The 22,834-nt window shown below is 69.0% G+C and carries 18 protein-coding genes and 3 tRNA genes; 10 read left to right on the forward strand and 11 right to left on the reverse strand.

Annotation, left to right across the window (positions count from 1 at the left end; translation table 11 throughout):
• Positions 1-431: 431 nt before the first annotated feature.
• Genes OHT57_RS17405 through OHT57_RS17420 form a run of 4 tightly spaced genes read left to right on the forward strand, consistent with a single transcriptional unit; the run spans position 432 to position 3,898 of the window.
• Complete coding sequence (locus tag OHT57_RS17405) at positions 432-938, forward strand: helix-turn-helix domain-containing protein (protein ID WP_328747332.1); 507 nt, start codon at positions 432-434, stop codon at positions 936-938.
• A 7-nt stretch (positions 939-945) separates the two neighbouring features.
• On the forward strand, positions 946-1,509 hold the full coding sequence (locus OHT57_RS47470; RefSeq protein WP_443053456.1) for an ImmA/IrrE family metallo-endopeptidase: 564 nt from the start codon (positions 946-948) through the stop codon (positions 1,507-1,509).
• A 2-nt stretch (positions 1,510-1,511) separates the two neighbouring features.
• A complete protein-coding gene (locus OHT57_RS17415; RefSeq protein WP_328747334.1) occupies positions 1,512-2,702 on the forward strand; it encodes an MAB_1171c family putative transporter in 1,191 nt (396 codons plus the stop codon).
• 2 nt (positions 2,703-2,704) lie between these two features.
• Positions 2,705-3,898 carry a cytochrome P450 family protein gene (locus OHT57_RS17420; RefSeq protein WP_328747335.1) on the forward strand — a complete coding sequence of 398 codons (1,194 nt, stop codon included), beginning with the start codon at positions 2,705-2,707 and terminating at the stop codon, positions 3,896-3,898.
• On the opposite strand, the gene OHT57_RS17425 is transcribed toward OHT57_RS17420, so the two are convergent.
• Positions 3,885-4,895, reverse strand: coding sequence for a recombinase family protein (locus OHT57_RS17425; protein WP_328747336.1), 1,011 nt, complete (start codon positions 4,893-4,895; stop codon positions 3,885-3,887). The genes OHT57_RS17420 and OHT57_RS17425 overlap by 14 nt on opposite strands.
• Positions 4,896-5,020: 125 nt before the next feature.
• Entirely contained in the window at positions 5,021-5,266 is a 246-nt protein-coding gene (locus OHT57_RS17430; RefSeq protein WP_443053457.1) for a DNA-binding protein, read from the reverse strand.
• 155 nt (positions 5,267-5,421) lie between these two features.
• Here OHT57_RS17430 and OHT57_RS17435 point away from each other — a divergent pair, with 155 nt between their 5' ends.
• A complete protein-coding gene (locus OHT57_RS17435; protein ID WP_328747337.1) occupies positions 5,422-7,311 on the forward strand; it encodes a tyrosine-type recombinase/integrase in 1,890 nt (629 codons plus the stop codon).
• A gap of 151 nt (positions 7,312-7,462) precedes the next feature.
• Here OHT57_RS17435 and OHT57_RS17440 read toward each other — a convergent pair.
• The 3 genes from OHT57_RS17440 to OHT57_RS17450 all read right to left on the reverse strand — a co-directional run bounded on the left by OHT57_RS17440 (position 7,463) and on the right by OHT57_RS17450 (position 7,857).
• Positions 7,463-7,536: transfer RNA gene (locus OHT57_RS17440), tRNA-Ile, on the reverse strand.
• A 169-nt stretch (positions 7,537-7,705) separates the two neighbouring features.
• A tRNA-Asn gene (locus OHT57_RS17445) sits at positions 7,706-7,778 on the reverse strand.
• Between the two features lie 6 nt (positions 7,779-7,784).
• Positions 7,785-7,857: transfer RNA gene (locus tag OHT57_RS17450), tRNA-Asn, on the reverse strand.
• Positions 7,858-8,014: 157 nt separating this feature from the next.
• Between OHT57_RS17450 and OHT57_RS17455 the strand changes: the two genes are divergently transcribed.
• The 4 genes from OHT57_RS17455 to OHT57_RS17470 all read left to right on the forward strand — a co-directional run bounded on the left by OHT57_RS17455 (position 8,015) and on the right by OHT57_RS17470 (position 13,764).
• Positions 8,015-8,320, forward strand: coding sequence for a YtxH domain-containing protein (locus tag OHT57_RS17455; RefSeq protein ID WP_328747338.1), 306 nt, complete (start codon positions 8,015-8,017; stop codon positions 8,318-8,320).
• 128 nt (positions 8,321-8,448) lie between these two features.
• On the forward strand, positions 8,449-9,888 hold the full coding sequence (locus tag OHT57_RS17460) for a xylulokinase (protein ID WP_328747339.1): 1,440 nt from the start codon (positions 8,449-8,451) through the stop codon (positions 9,886-9,888).
• Positions 9,889-10,102: 214 nt separating this feature from the next.
• Positions 10,103-11,836: an ABC transporter ATP-binding protein gene (locus tag OHT57_RS17465; protein ID WP_328747340.1), complete on the forward strand. Its 1,734-nt coding sequence runs from the start codon at positions 10,103-10,105 to the stop codon at positions 11,834-11,836.
• The gene (locus OHT57_RS17470; protein WP_328747341.1) at positions 11,836-13,764 is read left to right on the forward strand and encodes an ABC transporter ATP-binding protein; all 1,929 of its coding nucleotides are present in this window, start codon (positions 11,836-11,838) and stop codon (positions 13,762-13,764) included. The genes OHT57_RS17465 and OHT57_RS17470 overlap by 1 nt, the downstream gene beginning before the upstream one ends.
• Positions 13,765-13,951: 187 nt before the next feature.
• Here the strand turns inward: OHT57_RS17470 and OHT57_RS17475 are convergent, their stop codons facing one another.
• The 5 genes from OHT57_RS17475 to OHT57_RS17495 all read right to left on the reverse strand — a co-directional run bounded on the left by OHT57_RS17475 (position 13,952) and on the right by OHT57_RS17495 (position 21,154).
• A complete protein-coding gene (locus OHT57_RS17475; protein WP_328747342.1) occupies positions 13,952-15,241 on the reverse strand; it encodes an RNA polymerase sigma factor in 1,290 nt (429 codons plus the stop codon).
• Positions 15,242-15,455: 214 nt separating this feature from the next.
• Positions 15,456-17,357, reverse strand: coding sequence for a DNA primase (gene dnaG / locus OHT57_RS17480; protein WP_328747343.1), 1,902 nt, complete (start codon positions 17,355-17,357; stop codon positions 15,456-15,458).
• Between the two features lie 107 nt (positions 17,358-17,464).
• Complete coding sequence (locus OHT57_RS17485) at positions 17,465-18,730, reverse strand: NAD(P)/FAD-dependent oxidoreductase (RefSeq protein ID WP_328747344.1); 1,266 nt, start codon at positions 18,728-18,730, stop codon at positions 17,465-17,467.
• 188 nt (positions 18,731-18,918) lie between these two features.
• Complete coding sequence (locus tag OHT57_RS17490) at positions 18,919-20,172, reverse strand: deoxyguanosinetriphosphate triphosphohydrolase (protein WP_328747345.1); 1,254 nt, start codon at positions 20,170-20,172, stop codon at positions 18,919-18,921.
• A 118-nt stretch (positions 20,173-20,290) separates the two neighbouring features.
• On the reverse strand, positions 20,291-21,154 hold the full coding sequence (locus OHT57_RS17495; RefSeq protein WP_443053458.1) for a sirohydrochlorin chelatase: 864 nt from the start codon (positions 21,152-21,154) through the stop codon (positions 20,291-20,293).
• Positions 21,155-21,366: 212 nt separating this feature from the next.
• On the opposite strand from OHT57_RS17495, the gene OHT57_RS17500 reads away from it, so the two are divergent.
• On the forward strand, positions 21,367-22,053 hold the full coding sequence (locus OHT57_RS17500; RefSeq protein WP_328747347.1) for a SanA/YdcF family protein: 687 nt from the start codon (positions 21,367-21,369) through the stop codon (positions 22,051-22,053).
• On the opposite strand, the gene OHT57_RS17505 is transcribed toward OHT57_RS17500, so the two are convergent.
• A complete protein-coding gene (locus OHT57_RS17505) occupies positions 22,040-22,807 on the reverse strand; it encodes an enoyl-CoA hydratase-related protein (RefSeq protein ID WP_328747348.1) in 768 nt (255 codons plus the stop codon). The genes OHT57_RS17500 and OHT57_RS17505 overlap by 14 nt on opposite strands.
• Between the last annotated feature and the right edge of the window lie 27 nt (positions 22,808-22,834).

Raw genomic sequence — 22,834 nt, forward strand, 5'->3', positions numbered from 1 at the left:
TCGAGGTCAGCTCCAGCAGCGCCAGCACCTCCACGAGTTCGCTCGCCTCCCGGGGCGCGGAGGCGCCTGGACTCAACCGTCCGATGACGTGTGGTGCTTCACTCGCAAGGCGGTGAATCCGCGCTTCATCGAGTTCGCACTCCTCCGCCTGGGCTTCGGGGGCCGGGGTCGGGATCTTCACGACCCCCTCACCGCTTCTATCTGCGGCGTCCGCCATGCGGCATGTCAACTGGTCAGTAGCTTCTGTTCCCCGACGCACGCCGACTCCTTGCCCTCCAGACGACCGACCCGATCCGATGCCGGACCCCGCCCTGCACACCGAGCGGGCCAACCGAGCCCGACCAGGTTGCAATTTACTGCATAAGGCATGCATCATACTTCATACGGTAAGGATGAAGTAAGAGCACAGGGTGAGGAGGCGCGGGATTCTCATGAGCGAAGGCCAGCCCGTCGACGCATCGGAACAGTCGCCCGACGAACTGATCCGCGAGTCCAAGCGGACGATCGCGCAACGGCTGCGACACCTTCGCCAGCGCCACCCCGAAGGACCGTTCACTCTCGCCTCGCTGGCGGAGAGGGCAGGGGTCTCGGCTCGCACACTGGCTCAGGCCGAGTCCTCCGAAGGGGCCAACGTCACGCTCGAAACCCTCACCAAAGTGGCGCACAGCCTCGGCATCAGGCGCATCGCCTACTTCCTCGACGACACCGTTTACGAGCAAATCACCGCAGAATTCGACGCCCTGGACCAGCTCCGGAAGCAGGGAGTCGAGGGTGTTATAGCGCGCAGGTCCGTCCCCACCGGTCTGCCGCCAGCCTCGGTGGAGCAGCTCACCCAACTCCTCAGCGGGATCGTCGCAAACGCGGAACAAGCCCGTGTAGCCCTACAGGAAATTCCGCCCTCTGAGCATCCCCACCCCCCACGAGAGAGCGACAGTTAGCGGCACGATGACCCCACGATCACGCCGGAAGACGACAAACGGCCATCATCACAGCGACTTCAAGCAACGTTGCGAAGAGCGCGTCCGCTCTCTTGAACTGCCGGAAGGGGAGCAACTCACCGTCCCCGTTCTGTGCGAGCGACTTGGCCGGCTTCGCCAACGGCCCCTCCAGGTCCTAGGCCTGGACCTGCCGGTGGGAAGCCCTGACGGCCTGTTGATCGAGACCGATGCCCAGGACTTCATCATCTACGAAGCGCGCCTCGCCCCAGTTCATCAGCGCCAAGTGGTCCTGCACGAGGTCGGCCACCTCATCTGTGATCACTCCACACAAGCTGCCGCCCCTGCCGTAGCGGAGCTGTTCACGCCGTCGCTGGATCCCAGCCTGGTGCGCCGAGTCCTCGGACGCGATCACTCCCACACCGACGTGGAGCGGGAGGCCGAGTACATCGGCTCCCTGATCGGACGCAGGATCAGCGACTGGGGTGCCGAACGCACCCGGACAGTTCCTCCAGAGGCACGAGGCCTCGTAGCCCGTCTGTCCGCTCTGGAACCTCCCCGTCCCGCTAGGTAGAGATGAACAGCGTTCTATATCCCATCTGCGCTGCGGTGAGCTGCGTGGCCTTCTTTTACAGGATTCGAATCCTGCGCTTCGACCGTTCGCCAGCGCAGTGGGCCCTGTGCGGCAACTTCTTACTGTCCGCCGTGATATTTACGGTGTCCACCCCGTCCGTCTGGGTGGCTACCAGCGCCGCCGTCGGCGTCGTGAACTTCTCCGGGCTCTTCACGCAAGTCCTGGCCATGTGTTTGGCCGGCTGCCAGCAACTCGTCCTGCTACATCTCACTTACGAACGGGATGTTGCCTGGCGCAAGGCGCGCTTGCGGATCACGGGTATCGGTCTCGTGGTGAGCACCATGGTCGCGCTCTTCGTCTTCGCGACCCACGCCAGCGAACTTCCCACGAACTATGCGCTGACGACGGCCCAGTTCTACCCGGCCTACCTGTCGATCTACATAGCGGCCTACCTCTGGAACCAGATCGACGTGTGCATCTTGTGCTGGCGGCATGCTCGCGTCTCGCCCAGGCCATGGCTTCGCCGCGGCCTGCGCCTTGTTGCTCTGACCCTGCCCTCCTCTCTGGTCTACGCGGGATGCCGAGTCGCCGACATCGTCGCGGCCCAATTCGGTATATCTGGTGAAACCTGGGAGCCCCTCGTGCCGTTCGCGCTCCTGGTCGGAATCGTCGGCAAGACCATCGGCTGGACCCTGCCGGACTGGGGCCGCTACATCACCACCGTTCAGGAGTGGCTCTCCCACCGCCGGCTTCACTACGAACTCGCCCCGCTGCACCGTCAGATCACCGCGCACGTTCCCGATCCCGTCCTCGAACTGGACCCTGACGACGACCTTCGAACTCGCCTGTACCGCATGGTCGTCGAGATGCGGGACGCCCAGTGGGCACTACGCCTGTGGATGACACCCAACGCGGTGGCAGCGGCGCGGCGAGAGGGCGAGGCACTCAGACTCCGCGGCGACGACCTCCTCGCCTTCGTCGAGGCCCAGCAGCTCAAGTCCGCGATCGAGGCCAAGTCACACGGAGTCCCGCCGATGGACCACTCGGTCATGCCGCGCCTCGCCGAACCCCCAGACCTCGCGGCGGAGTTGACCTTCCAACGCAAGATCGCCCAACGCTTCCGGCAGTCCCCCCTCACCACAGTTGCCGTAGCGGGATCAGCGCCGACCGCAGCACCGCAGGATGAGAACTGAGCATGACGCCGCCAGACACCACCCTCCCGTGCCCCTTCGACGCCAACTTCTTCAACGATCCGTACACCACGTACGCGCGTCTTCGCGCTGAAGGTGCCGCGCACCGCCTCAACACGCCGGAGGGGGCGCCCATCTGGTTCATCCCGCGAGAGAGGGATGTACGCGCCGCCTTGAGCGACCCGCGGTTGTCCGTGAACAAGGCCCACTCGACCCGGGGTTATCAGGGCTTCTCTCTCCCCCCGGCCCTGGACGCCAACCTCCTCAACGTCGACCACTCAGACCATCTGCGGCTCCGCCGCCTGGTGAGCCAGGCGTTCACCGCCCGCCGGGTAGAGCAGCTCCGCGCCACGATCGAGGAGGCCACGCACCGACTGGCCGATGCCATGGAAGCGGTCGGCATCCACGATCTGGCCGCGACCTACGCGAACCCGCTCCCGATCACGGTGATCGGTGACCTCCTCGCCGTTCCCGACGAGGACAGACTCGCCTTCTCCTTCTGGGTCGCCACCATGTTCGCCCCCGACCATCCCGGGCAGGTCGGAGAAGCCATCAACACCATCCAGGAGTTCCTCACCAACCTCGTCGCCGAGCGTCGACGCGCCCTGGGCAATGACCTTCTCTCCGACCTGATCACCGCCCAGGACGAGGGCGACAAGCTCAGTGAGGACGAACTCGTCTCACTCGCCTTCCTGATCCTCATGGCCGGAAGCGAGAACGTGCAGCACGTGATCACCACTGGAGTGCTCACCCTGCTGCAACATCCCCAGCAGATGGAAGAACTGCACGGCAACTTGGGCCTTCTCCCGCATGCCGTGGAGGAGATACTCCGCTACGCGCACCCCAATCAGATGGCCATCCGCCGCTTTCCGCTGGAAGACATCGAGATCGGCGGCGTCCGCATCCCCAAGGGAGAAACGGTGATGCTCTGCCTGGCCTCCGCAAACCGGGACCCCTACCGCTACCCGGACGCAGACCGCTTCAACATGCACCGGGCGGACACCAGTCACCTCGCCCTCGGGCACGGCCTCCACTACTGCCTCGGCGCCGCCCTGGGCCGCATCGAGATCCAATCCGCGCTGGCTACCCTGCTGCGCCGCTTCCCGCGCTTGCGCCTGGCCGTCCCGTCGAGCGAGCTGCGGTGGCGCTCGTCGTGGCGTTCGCACGCGCTCCGAGAACTGCCCGTTAGGGTGCGCTGACCGGTCCGGGGTAGGCGTCCTCAGTAACGGCTGCACCTTCAGGCGCGGAGCCCCACGTGCGCCACTTCAAGGCCACCCGGTCGGCGTCCACGGTGCGCGAGCCCCTGGACGCCGCCGGGTACACGACGACCTGCTCCAACATCAGGGCCACAACACCCTGCTTCGCCACCAGCGGCGCGTGCTGCCACCACCGCACCAGATCCGGCACGGCCCCCACGGGCACATGCTTGACCCGTTCAAGGAGCCGCGCCCGCGCCCTGAACGCGTTGGCCTGCGCCGACAGCTCCTTGTCGGCCGCCTTGAACGCCTTCAGCGACATGCCCGAGGGGCGGGCGTAGTCCTTGCCGAGCTGCTTCTGCCGAAGGCTGGCCTCATCCGCCTTCTTGCGCAGCTCCTCCGCCTCCGCCAGCAGCTGATCGCGCGCCTGCTCGATCAGCGCACTGACCTCGGGCTTGGCCAGCTCGGCCAGCACATGCTCGGCCACGTACGTCTCCAAAAGGTCCGCGTTGATCCGTACGCGTCCGCAGCCACCGGGGTGCTGCGGAGTGCTCGGCTTGCAACGATGGCCGCGACTGCCCGCGTTGGAGGGAGCGGCACCGAGGGGGTGGGTGCACAGGCCGCACGCGGTCTGCTCACCGCTCAGCAAGTACTCCTGCTGCGGCGCCCGGTCTGTCTCCGGCTGGTGCTTGGGCCGCATCTGGCGGATCTTCCGGAACTGCGCGGGTGGGATCAGCTCGGGCCCGCCGGAGGGCAGCAGGTTGCCCTCCTCGTCTTCATAGAGGCCGGCGATGGCCGGGTGATCCAGGACCGAGGCCAGAGCGGCTGGCCTCCACTCGTTGCCCAGGGTCGTGCGGTGCCCCTCCGCGTTCATCCAGCCTGTGATGTCCCCGTAGGGCTGGCCGGCCTCACGCCGGTTGGCGGCCTCCCGCAGAGGCGGCAACTCGTCGTCCTTCGGCCTTCTGAACGCGGTATCCGCGAACCCGTACAACCTCGGCACAGAATCTCCCCAGCCTTCTCCGACCCCTGTACACCTCACATGCTAACGAAGATAGGTCACACTGCTGCAAAGGATGTGCGAATGACAGGGACCCGACATACGTAACAAGCCCCTTAACGCCTGGGCTACACGCGAGCGCCCTCAACGCCAAGGATCTTCCACAGCTCCGCCGTCGGCACGCGCACCGTCCCTCCCAGCGGGAGCGTCCGGACCGGGAACCTGCCTTCACGAATCAACTCGTACGCCTTGTCCCGGCCAATGCCCAAAGCCCGTCCGGCCGTTGTGACGTTGACCGTGGCCGGAAGAGACAGCAGCTCCTCCAGGCTCATCGCGCCGGACTGCGGCTGCACGCCCGTTTCCTGGGTGGTCATCTCGCTGGTCGCAATCTCCCCCACGCCAACTTGTTCGCGACTGTACAGCAGTGTCCGACACCCCCAGCAAGATCGAAACAGATCCCGCCAACCACGTACACACACGTACCGACAACGACGGCGGGCCACCACGATCACAGCCACAAGAGGGTCGGATGTTCGAACCGAGCTACTACCGGCGATGCCAGTGCAAGGGGCCGCTCAAGGACAAGGAGGGCAAGCCCAGACTCAACCCAGACGGCTCCCCGAAGATCGGGTCCATCGGCACCACGTGCGCCAAGCTCGGCCCCAAGCACGGTACATGGTCCTTCTACTTCGAACTCGAACCCGCAGAAGGCGGCGAACGCCAACGCGTACGACGCGGAGGCTTCACCAAGAAGGACGACGCCAAGAAGAAGGCAAAAGAGCTTTACGACGCCGCCACCGCCGGCACTGATGTGCTCTCCGACGAAAAGTGCGGCGCATTCTTCCTCCGGTGGCTCAAAGCGAAGAAGTCCCTCGCCCGCACCACCCGCCACGGCTACGAGGAACACCTCAACAACTACCTCCTCCCCCACCTCGGGCACATCAAGCGGCGCGACCTCAAGGTCCGCCACCTCGACCTCATGTACGACGCGATCGAGAAGGAGAACGCCGAGCGGGTCCTCCACCGTCTCCGCGTCGATCAGCTCAAGAAGGACCGCGACGACGCACACCGGGCCTGGGTGAAGGTGGCGGGCTACGCCCACCGGGAAGAACGCCGGGTCGCCCGCCGAGCCTTCCTCGACGCCAACGCGGCACTCCGCGAGGGCAGGAAGGGGCTGCGGAAGGTCACCTCCGCCGCCACCATGCACCGCATCAACGACACCCTCAGCTCTGCGCTGTCCTGGGGGATCAAGCGCGAGCAGGCCTTCACCAAGAACTGGGCGCAGTTCGTGGAACTGCCTCCGGCCACCCGCCCCAAGCCCCTCGTGTGGACGCCCGAACGCGTCGAACACTGGAAGCGCACCGGCGAGAAGCCCGGCCCCGTCATGGTCTGGACACCGGAACTCACCGGCCAGTTCCTCGACTTCGCCAAGAACGACTGGCTCTACGAGCTGTGGCACTCGTTCATCTTCCTCGGCCCCCGCCGCGGCGAGATGGCCGCACTGCCCTGGACCGAAGTCAGCACCGACGCCCTCTGGATGCGGATCTCCCAGCAGATCGTCGAAGTCGCCTACCAGCTATACGGCGAAGCACCGAAGGCCGACAGCGTCCGAACCCTGTCGCTGAGCCTGGAGTCCGGCGACAACTTCGTGAGCTTCCGCGCGAAACAGGAGCAGAAGCGCCAGGAGTGGGGCGACGCCTACGTCGAGACCGGCCGCGTCTGGACGCACGAGAACGGCGAGGCGCTGCACCCCGACTGGGTGTCCCGGCGCTTCGCCCGCCTCGTGGAGTTGTCCGGCCTGCCGCCCGTCCGCCTCCACGACCTACGCCACCTCGCCGCCACCCTGTCCCTGCTCGCCGGGAACGACATCAAGGTGGTCCAGGAGAAGCTCGGCCACTCCTCACGCCAGATCACCTCCGACACCTACACCAGCGTGCTGCCCGAGATGATGCGCGCCGAGGCCGAGTCGATCATGGCCGTCGTCCCCCGCGACATCACCTTCGCCGTGCACACCACGCTGGAGCTCCCCGGCACCATCTGGCAGGACGGCCTCGCCGTCCTCTTCGCCCACGGCGCACGACAGCCCGACGACACGTGGGCCGTCGGCGCACAGCCCCGGCCGGACGCCGACCTCCTGGGCATGGTCACGCTCGTCGGCCGAGGCCAGGAGGACGCCGCCAACGCGGCCGTGCGGTGGATACGTGATCACTGCGCCGCGAACGACCTGGAGCTGGTCCGGGTCGAGAACTTCAACGACCGCTACCCCGAGGAGCAGCGGTCGGACTTCTCGCTCACGCGCTTCACCGTCGGCCGCGCCGAGGACCCCGGACCGGACGGCTGGGAGCTGCCGACGGGCCTGCCAACCACCCGGCCCAGGAGGGCTCGTGGGGCTGCGAAGAGGCGCCGCAAGGCGGCCTGAGGCGGCCGCTGTCCACCGGGTCGTCCCCGCGTCCACTACACGTCCACTGGATCTTGGTCCGAATAGCTGAACGGGTGTCACCACCTTCGAGTGACGGCACCCGTTCCGACGTTTCCGCAGGTGGAAACGGTTCTCCTGGGGGAGGCGAAGGTGGGGCGGGTGGGACTCGAACCCACGGCCGACGGATTATGAGTCCGCTGCTCTAACCGGCTGAGCTACCGCCCCATCGCGGCGTGTCGCGTACATGTGTGCGCGCCGTCTGCCGCAGCATAGCCGCTCATACGATCTCCTGCTCCGCAGGGGCGACTTCGCATGCCCTACAGGACTACGCCGTGACCTGCACGGTTCCCTCGCACATGAAAAAGGACCCCCACGGGGTCCTCGATCATCTGGGCTCTCCCGACTGGACTCGAACCAGTAACCTGCCGGTTAACAGCCGGCTGCTCTGCCAATTGAGCTACGGAAGATCGAAGCTCCCCCGACTGGACTCGAACCAGTAACCTGCCGGTTAACAGCCGGCTGCTCTGCCAATTGAGCTACGGAGGAATGCCTCGTTGCATCGAACGAAGCTCCTTGGGTATTCGCCAGGGGGCGGACGCTGTCTGCGACACATACATTAGCGCAACCAGGGGGGTGCTCCGCCAATCGGTTCCCTCGACACCGACGTCGCACCGGAGACCTGCACAAGAGAAGGGTGGCCACCATGCGCTACAAGCTCACGTTCGCGGTCGGACTGACTCTGGGTTACGTGCTGGGCACCCGTGCCGGGCGCGAGCGCTACGAGCAGTTGAAGAAGTCCGCTCGCCAGATCGCCCAGAACCCCGCCGTCCGCAACACCGCGGAGTCGGCGGCGCAGCAGGGCCGTCAGTACGCGGGCAAGGCCTACCACGCGGTCAGTGACAAGGTCGGCGACCGCGTGCCGGAGTCGGTCACCCAGCGGGTGCGCTCACTGAGGGACCGCAACACGAACGGTGCACCGGAGGACGACTGGGGCACCAGCACCACCTGAAGTCGACGGCAAGTCGACGGTGACGTAACGCACCCGGAGGGGCCCTGGCCCGTGCGACCAGCCCCGGAGGGCCCGCACGGGCCGGACCACGCGCGCCGCCACGACGCTACGCCCATAGAATTTGCGCCATGGGGATAGTCGCCGGGTTGGACAGCTCACCCGAATTCACTCGCATCGTCGTCTGCGACGCGGACACAGGTGCCGTGCTCAAGCAGGGGTACGCCCCGCACCCGATGGAGGGCGGCCGCGCGTCCGACGTGGACCCACAGGCCTGGCTGCTGTCCCTAGGTGAAGCCGCCGGTGGCGGTCTGCTCGAAGGCGTGCAGGCCATCGGTGTGTCGTCCCAGCAGAACGCCGTCGTCCCCCTGGACTCGCAGGGCAACACCGTCCGCCCCGCGATGGTCGGCGGTGACAAGCGCGCGCAGGTCTCCGCGGCCGATCTCGTCGACGCGCTGGGCGGGCGCGAGGCGTGGGCGCAGGCGGTGGGCTGCGTGCCGCAGGCCGCGCAGCCCATCACCAAACTGCGCTGGCTGAACAAGACCGAACCGGACGCCGCCGTACGCACCGCCGTCCTGATGCAGGCGCACGACTGGCTGGTGTGGCAGCTTCTCGGACGGCCGGTCAGACGGACCACCGACCGCGGTGGCGCCTCCGGCACCGGTTACTGGTCCGCCGCCACCGGCGCCTACCGTGCCGATCTGGTCGAGCTGGCTCTCGGCCACCAGGCGATGCTCCCCGAGGTGATCGGTCCCTCGGACGCGGCCGGTACGACTCCGGAGGGGCTGCTGATCTCCGCCGGGACCGGGGAGACCATGGCCGCCGCCTTCGGTCTCGGCATCGGGCTCGGGGACGCCGTCGTGTCGCTGGGCGCGTCCGGGTCCGTAATGGCGGTGCACCCCGAGGCGCTCGTCGACAACTCGGGGATGATCACCTCCCTGGCCGACGCGACCGGCATGCACCTGCCCGTCGTCACCACCCTGAACGCCGTACGGACCCTGCGCGGGGCCTCCGAGATGCTCGGACTGAGTGATCTGGAGAGCCTGTCCGATCTTGCGATGAAGTCGACGCCGGGCTCCCACGGGCTCGTGCTGCTCCCCTATCTGGAGGGTGAGCGGACGCCGAACCTGCCGCACACGGCGGGGACGCTGAGCGGGCTGCGGCGGGAGTCGATGAAGCCGGAGCACCTGGCGCGGGCCGCGTTCGAAGGCATGCTGTGCGGGCTCGCGGACGCGCTGGACGTGCTGCGCGGCCGGGGTGTGGAGGTGCGGCGGGTCTTCCTGCTGGGGGCCGCCGCCGAGCTGTCCGCCGTACAGGCCGCCGCGCCGGCGCTGTTCGGCGCGCAGGTCGTCGTACCGCAGCCGGCGGACTACGCGGCGATCGGTGCCGCCAGGCAGGCCGCCTGGGCGCTCGGGGTGTCGCAGGGGACGCTCGATCCGCGCACTCCGCCGATGTGGCAGGGTCCGGCCGCGCAGGTCCTGGAGCCGGGCGAGGAGCTGGCGGTGGGGCAGGCGGTGCGGCAGCAGTACGTGTCGGTGCGTGAGCAGACGTATCCCGGCGCCTTCCGCTAGACAGGGATTCCGGAGACAGGGATTCCGTGGACGGGGCCCGGTGGACGGCGGTCCGGAAGGTAAGACACCGGTATGAGTCCCGTCCGGCTACGACCCGTAAGGCTGTACGAAGCACTGCTGTCGGCTTAATCGGTTGAGGTAACACCGGGGGAGTGTCCGACGATAGGGGCCAGGGGCAACCAACCGCCCCGTCGCCGACTCCGAGAGACGTAGCGTGCTCATACGACTTCTGCGGACCTACTTCAGGCCCTACAAGAAACCCATCGCCCTTCTGGTGCTGCTCCAGTTCCTCCAGACCTGCGCCACCCTCTACCTGCCCACGCTCAACGCGAACATCATCGACAACGGCGTCGTGAAGGGGAACACCGGCTACATCCTCGGCTACGGCGCCGTCATGATCGGCATCTCGCTGGTGCAGGTCGTGTGCAACATCGGGGCCGTGTTCTACGGCGCCCGGACCGCCGCCGCGCTCGGCCGGGACCTGCGGGCGGCCGTCTTCGACCGGGTGCAGTCGTTCTCGGCGCGCGAGGTCGGTCACTTCGGCGCGCCCACCCTGATCACCCGTACGACCAATGACGTGCAGCAGGTCCAGATGCTGGCCCTGATGACGTTCACGCTGCTGGTGTCGGCGCCCATCATGTGCGTGGGCGGCATCGTGCTGGCGCTCGGCCTCGATGTGCCGCTGTCCGGAGTCCTGGTGGCCGTGGTGCCGACGCTGGGCATCTGTGTGACGTTGATCGTGCGGCGGCTGCGGCCGCTGTTCCGGTCCATGCAGGTGCGGCTCGACACCGTGAACCGGGTGCTGCGCGAGCAGATCACCGGCAACCGGGTCATCCGGGCGTTCGTGCGGGACGAGTACGAGCAGGACCGGTTCCGCAAGGCGAACACCGACCTGACGGACATCTCGCTCAAGACCGGCAACCTGCTCGCGCTGATGTTCCCCGTGGTGATGACGACGGTGAACCTGTCGTCGATCGCCGTGGTGTGGTTCGGCGCCCACCGCATCGACAGCGGCGGGATGCAGATCGGTGACCTGACCGCGTTCCTCGCCTATCTGATGCAGATCGTCATGTCCGTGATGATGGCCACCTTCATGTTCATGATGGTGCCGCGCGCGGAGGTGTGCGCCGAGCGCATCCAGGAGGTGCTGGAGACGTCGTCGTCCGTGGTGCCGCCGGTGGCCCCGGTCACCGAGCTGCGGCGGCACGGGCATCTGGAGATCCGCGGGGCGGGCTTCCGCTATCCGGGCGCCGAGGAGCCGGTGCTCAGGACGATCGACCTGGTGGCCCGGCCCGGCGAGGTGACCGCGGTGATCGGCTCGACCGGCAGCGGCAAGTCCACGCTGCTCGGCCTGGTCCCCCGGCTGTTCGACACGACCGAGGGCGAGGTTCTCGTCGACGGCATCGAGGTGTCGACCGTCGAGCCGAGGCTGCTGGCCAGGACCGTCGGGCTCGTGCCGCAGAAGCCGTATCTCTTCGCAGGCACGGTCGCCACCAACCTGCGCTACGGCAAGCCGGACGCCACCGACGAGGAACTGTGGCAGGCGCTGGAGGTGGCGCAGGCCAAGGGCTTCGTCGAGCAGTTGGAGAACGGGCTGGACTCCCCCATCGCGCAGGGTGGCACGAACGTCTCCGGTGGTCAGCGGCAGCGGCTCGCCATCGCGCGCACGCTGGTGCAGCGGCCGGAGATCTATCTCTTCGACGACTCCTTCTCCGCCCTCGACTACGCGACCGACGCGGCCCTTCGGGCGGCGCTCGCCGAGGAGACCTCGGAGGCGACCGTCGTGATCGTCGCCCAGCGGGTGGCCACCATCCGCGACGCCGACCGGATCGTCGTCCTGGACGAGGGCCGGGTCGTCGGCACCGGCACCCACCGCGAGCTGATGGCGGACAACGAGACCTACCGGGAGATCGTGCTCTCCCAGCTGACGGAAGCGGAGGCCGCCTGATGGCCGGGCCCATGGGGCGCATGATGGCCGGCGGCGGCCCCGAGAACCGCTCGCTGGACTTCAAGGTGTCCGGCAGGCGACTGCTCACCCACTTCAAGCCGGAACGGCTCACCCTCTACGCGATGCTGGCCTGCGTCACAGTGAGCGTGGGCCTCAACGTGGTCGGGCCGAAGATCCTCGGCAAGGCCACCGACCTGGTCTTCGCCGGGATCATCGGACGGCAGATGCCCTCCGGCGCCAGCAAGGAGGAAGTCCTCGCGGGGATGCGGAGCCGCGGCGAGGGACAGGTCGCGGACATGCTCCGCAGCACCGACTTCACGCCGGGCAAGGGCATCGACTTCACCACCGTGGGGCAGGTCCTGCTGTCCGCGGTCGGGGTGTTCCTGGTCGCCGGTCTACTGATGGCGGTGGCGACACGGCTGGTCAACAGGACCGTCAACCGCACGATGTTCCGGATGCGCGAGGACGTCCAGACCAAGCTGTCCCGGCTGCCGCTGTCGTACTTCGACAAGCGCCAGCGCGGCGAGGTCCTGTCCCGGGCCACGAACGACATCGACAACATCGGGCAGACCCTCCAGCAGTCGATGGGCCAGCTCATCAACTCGCTGCTCACCATCATCGGCGTCCTCGCGATGATGTTCTGGGTGTCCTGGCTGCTCGCCCTGGTCGCGCTGGTCACCGTGCCGCTGTCGTTCGTCGTCGCCACTCGGGTCGGCAAGCGCTCGCAGCCGCACTTCGTGCAGCAGTGGCGCACCACCGGCAAGCTCAACGCCCACATCGAGGAGATGTACACCGGGCACACGCTGGTGAAGGTGTTCGGCCGCCAGGACGAGTCGGCCGCGCAGTTCGCCGAGCAGAACGACGCGCTGTACGAGGCCGGGTTCAAGGCGCAGTTCAACAGCGGGGTCATGCAGCCGCTGATGATGTTCATCTCGAACCTCAACTACGTGCTGGTGGCGGTCGTGGGCGGCCTGCGGGTCGCGACCGGCTCGCTGTCGATCGGTGACGTACAGGCCTTCATCCAGTACTCCCGGCAGTTCTCCATGCCGCTCACGCAGGTCGCGTCGATGGCGAACCTCGTGCAGTCGGGTGTCGCCTCGGCCGAGCGGATCTTCGAACTCCTCGACGCGGAGGAGCAGGAGGCGGATCCGGTACCGGCGCTCAGGCCCGAGGAACTGCGCGGGCGGGTGGCCCTGGAGCATGTCTCCTTCCGCTACGACCCCGAGAAGCCGCTCATCGACGACCTCTCGCTGAAGGTCGAACCCGGGCACACGGTCGCGATCGTCGGCCCGACCGGAGCCGGAAAGACCACCCTGGTCAACCTGCTCATGCGGTTCTACGACGTCTCGGGCGGCCGCATCACCCTGGACGGCGTGGACATCGCCCGGATGTCCCGGGACGAGCTGCGGGCCGGGATCGGGATGGTGCTGCAGGACACCTGGCTGTTCGGGGGGACCATCGCGGAGAACATCGCGTACGGCGCCTCCCGCGAGGTCACCCGGGGCGAGATCGAGGAGGCGGCGCGGGCGGCCCACGCGGACCGGTTCGTGCGGACGCTTCCCGACGGCTACGACACCGTGATCGACGACGAGGGCAGCGGGGTGAGCGCGGGTGAGAAGCAGCTCATCACGATCGCCCGGGCGTTCCTGTCGGACCCGGTGATCCTGGTGCTGGACGAGGCGACCTCGTCGGTCGACACGCGTACCGAGGTGCTGATCCAGAAGGCGATGGCGAAGTTGGCCCACGGGCGGACGTCGTTCGTGATCGCGCACCGGCTGTCGACGATCCGGGACGCGGACACGATCCTCGTCATGGAGAACGGCTCGATCGTCGAACAGGGCACGCACACCGACCTGTTGGCGGCGGGCGGGGCGTACGCGCGGCTGTACCAGGCGCAGTTCGCGCAGGCGGTCGCGGAGGTGGACTGAGGGCCGGGCGGGTGTCGGGGGGCTGCGGGGCCGTTGTGGCTGGTCGCGCAGTTTCCCGCGCCCCTGGGTGGGCACAGGGCCGTCGCTCGCATGATGACGCGGCTTCGTGCGGCGCGCCCCTCAGGGGCGCGGGAAACTGCGCGACCGGCCCCACCGGCCCGCGGACACCCGACGACCCGTCCGCTCTCTAATCCAGATATCCCCTCAACTGGTCCGCGAACGCGTGGTCCCGCAGCTTGTTGAGGGTTTTGGACTCGATCTGGCGGATCCGTTCCCGGGTGACCCCGAAGATGCGGCCGATCTCCTCGAGTGTGCGGGGACGCCCGTCGGCCAGGCCGTAGCGGAGTTGGACGACCTTGCGTTCCCGTTCGCCCAGGGTCGACAGGACCGCCTCCAGGTGCTCCCTGAGCAGCAGGAACGCCGCCGACTCGACCGGCGATGCCGCGTCGCCGTCCTCGATGAGGTCACCGAGGGCGACGTCGTCCTCCTCGCCCACCGGGGCGTGCAGCGACACCGGTTCCTGGGCCAGCCGGAGAACCTCGCTGACGCGTTCGGGGGTGAGGTCGAGATGGGCGGCGACCTCTTCCGGGGTGGGTTCGTAGCCGCGTTCCTGGAGCATGCGGCGCTGGACGCGGATGACCCGGTTGATCAGTTCGACGACGTGGACCGGGACCCGGATCGTGCGGGCCTGGTCGGCGAGGGCCCGGGACATGGCCTGGCGGATCCACCAGGTGGCGTAGGTGGAGAACTTGTAGCCGCGGGCGTAGTCGAACTTCTCGACCGCCCGGATCAGGCCCAGGTTGCCTTCCTGCACCAGGTCGAGCATGGTCAGGCCGCGGCCGACGTACCGCTTGGCGACCGAGACGACCAGCCGCAGGTTCGCCTCGATGAGGCGGCGCTTGGCCATGCGGCCCAGTACGACCAGCCGGTCCAGGTCGAGCGCCAACTGGCTGTCCAGGTCGGAGGCGTTGCTCAGTTTCTCCTCGGCGAACAGACCGGCCTCGACCCGGCGGGCGAGGTCGACCTCCTCTGCCGCGGTGAGCAGCCGGATACGGCCGATCTCCCGCAGGTACTGGCGGAACAGGTCCGAGGACGGGCCGCCGGTCTCGGTACGGCCGCGGGGTGGTTCGGGGGGCTCGACCGGCTCGGTCTCGACGGTTTCGAGCGATTCGGCGGGCGGGGTGTCCGGCTCCGCCTCGGGGTGGTGCACGGCACGGTTCTGAGGGGGCACCGCGACGAGAACGTCGGTCTCGGCGTCCGGTTCTGCCGTGTCGTCCGCACTGTTCTCGGTCTGTGTCAGGGTCTGGGTCTGCACGGGGGCGACCTCCAGGATGATCGCTGCCAGGGAGGACGGCAGCGGTACTTCGGGGGCGGAGTCGGCGGCCTCGCCGCTGTCCGTCCCGTACGCGATGAGCGGAACCGCGGGGGTGTGGGACCCGTTGGGGACGGATCGGCCGCGCTCCGAGGACTCAGGCACCGGAACCCAGTGTGGAGTACGACACATCGCCGCCACGAGGGGCGTGCGGTGACTTTTTGAGTCCGGCCCGTGACCGCGTGGTGACCATCGCGGGCGCCCGGAGGCCGACGCCCGCCCTGATCTGGGGCGATCCGCGCCAGTCCGCTTCTTTGTACGAAATCCCCGCGGCGGTCCGGTACGACGGCACCAGGGGCGCGTGACCTCCGGGGCCCCCTCAGAGCGCGGCGGCGCCGTGCTCCCGCAGGCCCTGGCTGTACTGCTGGAGGACCCACACCTCGTTCTGCACGGCGGCCAGGTGGGCCGGGTCGCCGCCGTTGCCGAGGCGGATCAGGGTGCCCTGGACCTCCTGGATGCGGCGGTCGACGGCGCGGCGGCGGACCTGGACCAGGACCGTGCTCGCGTACACGTCGTCGACGGTGCGGCGCATGATCGCCTCGACGGCCAGCTCCGTGACCATCGCGCGGACCACGTCGTCGGGGGCGGCCTCGCGGACCCGGACCAGATAGTCCTGGGAGTCCTGTACGCCGTACTCGACGCCGCCCGCGTCCATGATCGCCTGGCGTACAGCGGCGTAGGGGGCGGCGGTGAACTCGTCGATGCCGTACGCGTCGAAGGCCGGGGAGACCAGGTCGGGGCGCTGGAGGGCGACCTTGAGCAGCTCGCGCTCGGTGGCGTAGACGGGGTTGCGGAGGGTGAGGGCGGGGCCGGAGACCGCGGGGCGGTGGGCGGCGTCGTACGACTGCTGCGCGCCGCGGGCCGGCGCCGGGCCCTTGCCGCCGCGGTCGCGGGCCCAACGGGCCAGCTGGGCCACCCTCTTGACCACGAACTGGGTGTCGAGGATGCCGAGCATGCCGGCGAGTTGGACGGCGACCTCGTGCTGGGCGCCGCTGTTCTTGATGCGGGCGACGATGGGGGCGGCCTCGTCGAGGGCGGCGGCGCGGCCGGCGGGGGTGTCGAGGTCGTAGCGGACGACGATCTGGCGGAGCGCGAACTCGAAGAGCGGGGTGCGGGGTTCGACGAGGTCGGCGACCGCCTCGTCGCCCTTGGCGAGCCGGAGCTCGCAGGGGTCCATGCCGTCGGGGGCGATGGCGATGTAGGTCTCCGCGGCGAACTTCTGGTCGTCCTCGAAGGCTCGCAGGGCCGCCTTCTGGCCGGCCGAGTCGCCGTCGAAGGTGAAGATCACGCGGGCCGAGCCGTTGTCCATCAGCAGGCGGCGGAGGATCTTGATGTGGTCGCCGCCGAAGGCGGTGCCGCAGGTCGCGATCGCGGTCGTCACACCGGCGAGATGGCAGGCCATGACGTCCGTGTAGCCCTCGACGACGACCGCGCGGGACACCTTGGCGATGTCCTTCTTCGCGAGGTCGATCCCGTAGAGGACCTGGGACTTCTTGTAGATCGCGGTGTCGGGCGTGTTGAGGTACTTCGGGCCGTTGTCCGCCTCGTAGAGCTTGCGGGCGCCGAAGCCGACGACCTCGCCGCCGATGTCGCGGATGGGCCACATCAGGCGGCCGCGGAAGCGGTCGATGGGGCCGCGGCGGCCCTCCTGGGAGAGACCGGAGAGCAGGAGCTCCTTGTCGGTGAAGCCCTTGCCGCGCAGGAAGCGGGTGAGGTGGTCCCAGCCCTGGGGGCTGTAGCCGACGGAGAAGTGCGCGGCGGCGGCCTGGTCGAAGCCGCGCTCGGCGAGGAACTGACGGCCGGCGTCCGCCTCCGCGTTGGTGGCCAGCTGTTCCATGTACCAGTCGGCGGCGATCTTGTGGGCCTCGACCAGGCGGATCCGCTCGCCGCGCTGGTGGGAGGGGTTGTAGCCGCCCTCCTCGTAGCGCAGGGTGATGCCGACCTGGGCGGCCAGGCGCTCGACCGCCTCGGAGAAGGTGAGGTGGTCGATCTTCATCACGAACGTGATGGTGTCGCCGCCCTCCTGGCATCCGAAGCAGTGGAAGAACCCCTTGCTCGGACTGACCTGGAAGGACGGCGACTTCTCGTCGTGGAACGGACACAGGCCCTTGAGGTTGCCACCGCCCGCGTTGCGCAGCTGGAGGTACTCGGACACCACGGCGTCGATCGGGACCGCGTCCCGAACCGCCTTCACGTCCTCGTCGTTGATCCGTCCTGCCACACGAGGATTCTACGGGGCCGAACTGACACTCCTGAGGCGAGACGTCCTTCCGGCCGCGGGTCCGGGGGTCGCCCCCCGGGAATCGCGGCACGGGGACGGGCCGACGCCTAGGGGACGAGGCCTGCGAGTGGGACGTGCGGGTTCGCCAGGGCCTCCGTGTCCACCTGGGTTCCCGATCGGATCAGGCCCTGAATCGGCTCGGTGACGTCCCACACATTGACGTTCATCCCGGCCAGCACGCGGCTCTCCTTGACCCAGAACGCGATGAACTCGCGCTTCCCGGCGTCTCCCCGGATCACCACTTCGTCGTAGGAGCCCGGGGGCGCCCAGCCGCTGTACTCCATGCCCAGGTCGTACTGGTCGGAGAAGAAGTAGGGCACACGGTCGTACGTCACCTGGCGGCCCAGCATCGCGCGGGCCGCCGCCGGGCCGCCATTGAGGGCGTTCGCCCAGTGCTCGACCCGCAGCCGGTTGCCGAAGAGGGCGTGGTGGAAGGAGGCCACGTCGCCCGCCGCGTAGATGTCCGGGTCGGACGTGCGCAGTTGTCCGTCCACCGCGATCCCGCCGCCGTGGGCGCGGTCGGCCAGCTCCAGCCCCGCCGCCTCCGCGAGAGCGACGCGCGGGGCCGCGCCGACCGCCGCGAGGACGTCGTGCGCCGGGTGCTCCTCGCCGTCGTCGGTACGGGCGGCCAGCACCATGCCGTCCTGGCCGATGATCTCGGTGAGGCTGGCGCCGAAGTGGAAGCGGACGCCGTGCTCGCGGTGCAGCTCCGCGAAGAGGTTGCCGAGTTCGGGGCCGAGCACGGAGTGCAGCGGGGTCGACAGGGGTTCGACGACGGTGACCTCGGCGCCGTACTCCCGGGCCGCCGCCGCGACCTCCAGGCCGATCCAGCCGGCGCCGGCGATCACGAGGTGGCCGTTGTCCCGGCCCAGGGTGGCCAGGACGCCCTTGAGGCGCTCGGCGTGGGCGAGGCGCCGCAGATGGTGGACGCCGGCCAGGTCGGTGCCCGGGACGTCCAGGCGGCGGGGTTCGGCGCCGGTGGCGAGGAGCAGCTTGTCGTAGCGGACGACGGTGCCGTCCGCGCCGAAGCGGACCGTCTTCGCCGTCCGGTCGACGGCGTCGACGGTCTCGCCGAGGTGGAGCTCGATGTCGTTGCGCGCGTACCAGGCGGGTTCGTGCACGAAGACGCTGTCGCGCTCCTCCTTGCCGAGGAGGTACCCCTTGGAGAGCGGCGGGCGCTCGTAGGGGTGGTCGCGTTCGTCGCAGATCAGTATCACCCGGCCGGTGAAGCCCTCCGTCCGGAGCGTCTCGGCCGCCTTCGCGCCGGCGAGACCTCCTCCCACGATGACAAAAGTCTGATCCGCGTCGACCACTTGATGCCTCCTACGGGGGGTCCGGGGGGTGTCCCCCCAGTTAACACAGCGCGTGCCGCCACATGGGAGCGTCCCGCACGGAGCGTGAGGGGGGAAGAGGGGGTGGCTCGATCAGGCCACGGAGGGTCACATTCGGGCTCGCCCCATGTCTCTTCCGTCTCCTCGGCACGACTCGTGCCCCGCAAGCATCACAGGTGCCCCGTGAGCCGGGCGTGAAGCGAGCGGGCCGATGCGTCGGTGAGGGACGCGATGTGGTCGACGATCACTCGTTTGCGCGCGCTGTCGTCGGGCGCCAGCTCGAACAGTGCGCGGAACTGGGGATCGAGGCCGTCCGGGGCGCGCACGGTGAGCGCTTCGGCGAGTTCCGCGACGACGATCCGCTGGTCGGCCCGCAGCAGTTCCTGCTCGGCGCGCTGCATGACGTACCGGTCGGCGACGGCCTTGAGGACCGCGCACTCCAGGCGGGTCTCGTGGGGTACGACGAGTTCGGCGCCGTACCGCGTGAGCCGCCCGGTGCCGTACCGCGTGCGGGTGGCGGTCTCCGCGGCGAGGCAGAAGCGGCCGATGAGCTGGCTGGTGGCGTCCTTGAGGCGGGCCTGGGCGACGGCCGAGCCGTCGTAGCCGTGCGGCCACCACTCCTGGTCCTGGAGACGGTCGAGGGCCTCCGCGAGCTCCACCGGGTCGGTGTCCGCGGGGACGTACCTGCCGCGGGCCACCTCGAAGACCGCCTGGCGTTCCGGCTCCGCGTGCAGGCAGTTGGGGTCGATGTGGCCGGCGTGCAGTCCGTCCTCGACGTCGTGCACTGAATACGCCACGTCGTCGGCCCAGTCCATGACCTGGGCCTCGAAGGTGGTGCGGGTGCCGGGGGCGTCCTTGCGGATCCAGTCGAAGACGGGGCGGTCGTCCTCGTAGGCGCCGAACTTCTGGGACGCGGGGTCGCTCGGGTGGGCTCCTCTGGACCAGGGGTACTTGGTGGCCGCGTCGAGGGTGGCCCGGGTGAGGTTGAGGCCCACGGAGCCTTCCTCGGTGAACCGCTTGGGTTCGATGCGGGTGAGGAGCCGCAGGGACTGGGCGTTGCCCTCGAAGCCGCCGCAGTCCTCCGCGAACTCGTTCAGCGCCTGTTCGCCGTTGTGGCCGAAGGGCGGGTGGCCGAGGTCGTGGGAGAGACAGGCGGCTTCCACCAGGTCGGGGTCGCAGCCGAGGGCCGCGCCGAGCTCCCGGCCCACCTGGGCGCACTCCAGGGAGTGGGTGAGGCGGGTGCGGGGACTGGCGTCCCACTGGCTGTTGCGCTCGCCCGGTGTGACCACCTGGGTCTTGCCCGCGAGCCGTCTGAGCGCTGAGGAGTGCAGGACGCGGGCACGATCTCGTTGGAAGGCGGTGCGGCCTGGGCGCTTGTCGGGCTCCGGGGCCCAGCGTTCGGTTGACTGCGGGTCGTACGACATGTCTCGACAGTACGGGCAGGTACTGACAATCCACGTATACGTCTGCCGGGTTCCGGACCACCGGGATGGGACGGGGAGCCTCGGCGTTCCGCGACGCCGGCTGGTCCAGCGCGCGGGCCTATGCGGCTGTGGTCACCCGGGCCGCCAGGGACTGCTCGTACCGGTGCAGGATCAGGCCGGCCATCGCGGGGTGGGTGCCCAGGGGGGCCGCGGCGATCCAGGGGGCCTTCTCCGCGCACTGGGTCGCGAACAGGCCCGGGGCCGTGAAGTACGAGGCCACCGCCACCCGGTGGCGGCCCCTCGCGGTCAGGGCGCGGATCGCCGTGTCCACCGTGGGGGTCGCCGCGGAGGCGTAGGCCGGGACCACCGGGACTCCCAGGCGGTCCGAGAGGAGTTGGGCCGTGCGGCGGGTGTCCGCCGCCGAGTCGGGGTCGCGGGAGCCCGCAGCCGCCAGGACGACCGCGCCGGTGCGGCGGGTTTCCTCGTCCGCCGCCGTGGGCCAGCCGGCCTCCACCAGGCGGGCGTGGAGGGTCTCCACCAGAAGGGGGTGCGGGCCCAGCGGGGCCGCCACACGCGTGCGTGCGTCGGCGGCGGCCGCCATCTGCGGGATGTCGCGCTTCACGTGGTAGCCGCGGGAGAGGAGGAGCGGGACCAGGACCGCTTCCGCCGTCCCCAGGGACGCCAGCGTGTCCGGCAGCAGCGGCTCGTTCAGCTCGATGTGGCCCAGGTGCACCGGCACGTCGGGGCGCTGCTCACGGACCTGGTCCAGGAGTTCCATGACCGTGTTCAGGGTGCGCGGGTCGCGGCTGCCGTGGGCCACGACCACGAGCGCGGGCGGCTCGGGACGGCGCCTGCCGTCGAGCTGTACGAGGCTCAGCTGGCTGGCGAGCTGGCTGCTGATCCGGTTCATGATGTGCGCCGTACTGTCGAGGTGATCGCGAGCAGCTTTCGATTGACTCGTCGCCTTACTCGTCGCCGTCATGAACCGATGGTGACGGCCGGAGGTTGCCTTCCCGTTGCGCGGGAATGACGGGTGTTTTCCGGCGGTTCACGGTGGGGTGCATGGGGGGTGTGAGGTAGCGCGACCTGCGGCTTCGCCGTTCGAAGTGAGCCCGGTCACGTCGTCACGGGCGAACCGTGCGGCCCGTTTGTACGTCTTTCGGGGGCGAAGGCCGACCGGGGAGGGACCGTCCGATGCGACTGCCGAAGGCGCGCAGACCACGTGTGCCACGCACGCGTACCGGGCAGCGGCGCCTTGTGCAGGCCGTGGTCGCGGGCTGTGTGCTCGCCCTGCTGCCGGCCACCTGGATGTACGTCACGACGGGCGACCGGCTGCGTACGACGGCCGACGCGCCCCGTACCGAGGTGGCCGTCGTCTTCGGCGCCGGGCTGTGGGACGGCGAGCCCTCGCCGTATCTCGCCCACCGGCTCGACGCGGCCGCGAAGCTGTACCGGGAGAACCGGGTCGAGGTCGTCCTCGTCACCGGCGACAACAGCCGCGAGGACTACGACGAGCCGGACGCGATGCGCGCCTATCTGACGCGGCACGGTGTCCCGGACGGGCGGATCGTCAGCGACTACGCCGGCTTCGACACCTGGGACTCCTGCGTCCGCGCCAGGAAGATCTTCGGCGTGCACAAGGCGGTGCTCATCAGCCAGGGGTTCCACATCCGGCGGGCGGTCGCGCTCTGCCAGGCGGCCGGTGTCTCGTCGTACGGCGTCGCGGTCGACGCCAAGCACGACGTCACCTGGTACTACGGCGGCGCCCGCGAGATCTTCGCGGCGGGCAAGGCCGCCCTGGACGCCGTGTTCGAGCCGGATCCCCGGTTCCTCGGGCCCGAGGAACCGGGGGTGGCGCGGGCGCTGGCTAGCGACCGGTGAAGCGCGGGGCGCGTTTCTCCAGGAAGGCGCCCATCCCCTCCTTCTGGTCGGCCGTCGCGAACAGGGCGTGGAACACCCGGCGTTCGTAGCGGATGCCGTCCCGCAGGCCCGTCTCCAGGGCCTGGTTGACGCACTCGCGGGCCGCCCTGACCGCCGTGCGCCCGTACGAGGCGATCGTCGCGGCCGCCTCCAGGGCCTCCGGCAGGACGCGGTCGTCCGGTACGACACGGGAGACGAGACCACAGCGTCCCGCCTCCCGCGCGTCCATCGTGCGGCCGGTGAGGACCAGGTCCATCGCCTTGGCCTTCCCCACCAGGCGCGTCAGGCGCTGGGTGCCGCCGATCCCGGGGATCACGCCCAGTTTGATCTCCGGCTGTCCGAAGACCGCCGACTCCCCGGCGATGACGAGGTCGCACAGCATCGCCAGTTCACAACCGCCGCCCAGGGCATGGCCGTTGACGGCAGCGATCTTCGGGGTGCGGAGATCGGCGAACTCCTCCCAGGCCGCGAAGTAGTCCTCGGCCGCCATGTCGACGGCCGACTTGGACGCCATCTCCTTGATGTCGGCGCCGGCCGCGAAGACCCGCTCCGATCCGGTGACGACGAAGCAGCCGACCTCCGGGTCCGCGTCCAACGGACGCAGGGTGTCGAGGAGTTCGGCCAGCAGTTCGGAATTGAGCGCGTTGAGAACGTGCGGGCGGTGCAGGCGTACGGTCACCACGCGGCCGTCGCGTTCGACCTTCAGGTTGTTCATCTGCCGTGTCCCTTCCGAGAGTTCCGA

This window comes from Streptomyces sp. NBC_00285 (assembly GCF_036174265.1).
GTDB lineage: Bacteria > Actinomycetota > Actinomycetes > Streptomycetales > Streptomycetaceae > Streptomyces.

Excerpts from the sequence above, each read along its gene's own strand:
- OHT57_RS17505 (WP_328747348.1), bottom strand. The coding sequence starts at position 22,807 with ATGAACAACCTGAAGGTCGAACGCGACGGCCGCGTGGTGACCGTACGC.
- OHT57_RS17430 (WP_443053457.1), bottom strand. The coding sequence starts at position 5,266 with ATGACCACCCAGGAAACGGGCGTGCAGCCGCAGTCCGGCGCGATGAGC.
- OHT57_RS17405 (WP_328747332.1), top strand. The coding sequence starts at position 432 with ATGAGCGAAGGCCAGCCCGTCGACGCATCGGAACAGTCGCCCGACGAA.
- OHT57_RS17495 (WP_443053458.1), bottom strand. The coding sequence starts at position 21,154 with ATGACGGCGACGAGTAAGGCGACGAGTCAATCGAAAGCTGCTCGCGAT.
- OHT57_RS17420 (WP_328747335.1), top strand. The coding sequence starts at position 2,705 with ATGACGCCGCCAGACACCACCCTCCCGTGCCCCTTCGACGCCAACTTC.
- OHT57_RS17470 (WP_328747341.1), top strand. The coding sequence starts at position 11,836 with ATGGCCGGGCCCATGGGGCGCATGATGGCCGGCGGCGGCCCCGAGAAC.
- OHT57_RS17500 (WP_328747347.1), top strand. The coding sequence starts at position 21,367 with ATGCGACTGCCGAAGGCGCGCAGACCACGTGTGCCACGCACGCGTACC.
- OHT57_RS17415 (WP_328747334.1), top strand. The coding sequence starts at position 1,512 with ATGAACAGCGTTCTATATCCCATCTGCGCTGCGGTGAGCTGCGTGGCC.
- OHT57_RS17490 (WP_328747345.1), bottom strand. The coding sequence starts at position 20,172 with ATGTCGTACGACCCGCAGTCAACCGAACGCTGGGCCCCGGAGCCCGAC.
- OHT57_RS17435 (WP_328747337.1), top strand. The coding sequence starts at position 5,422 with ATGTTCGAACCGAGCTACTACCGGCGATGCCAGTGCAAGGGGCCGCTC.
- OHT57_RS17455 (WP_328747338.1), top strand. The coding sequence starts at position 8,015 with ATGCGCTACAAGCTCACGTTCGCGGTCGGACTGACTCTGGGTTACGTG.
- OHT57_RS47470 (WP_443053456.1), top strand. The coding sequence starts at position 946 with ATGACCCCACGATCACGCCGGAAGACGACAAACGGCCATCATCACAGC.
- OHT57_RS17460 (WP_328747339.1), top strand. The coding sequence starts at position 8,449 with ATGGGGATAGTCGCCGGGTTGGACAGCTCACCCGAATTCACTCGCATC.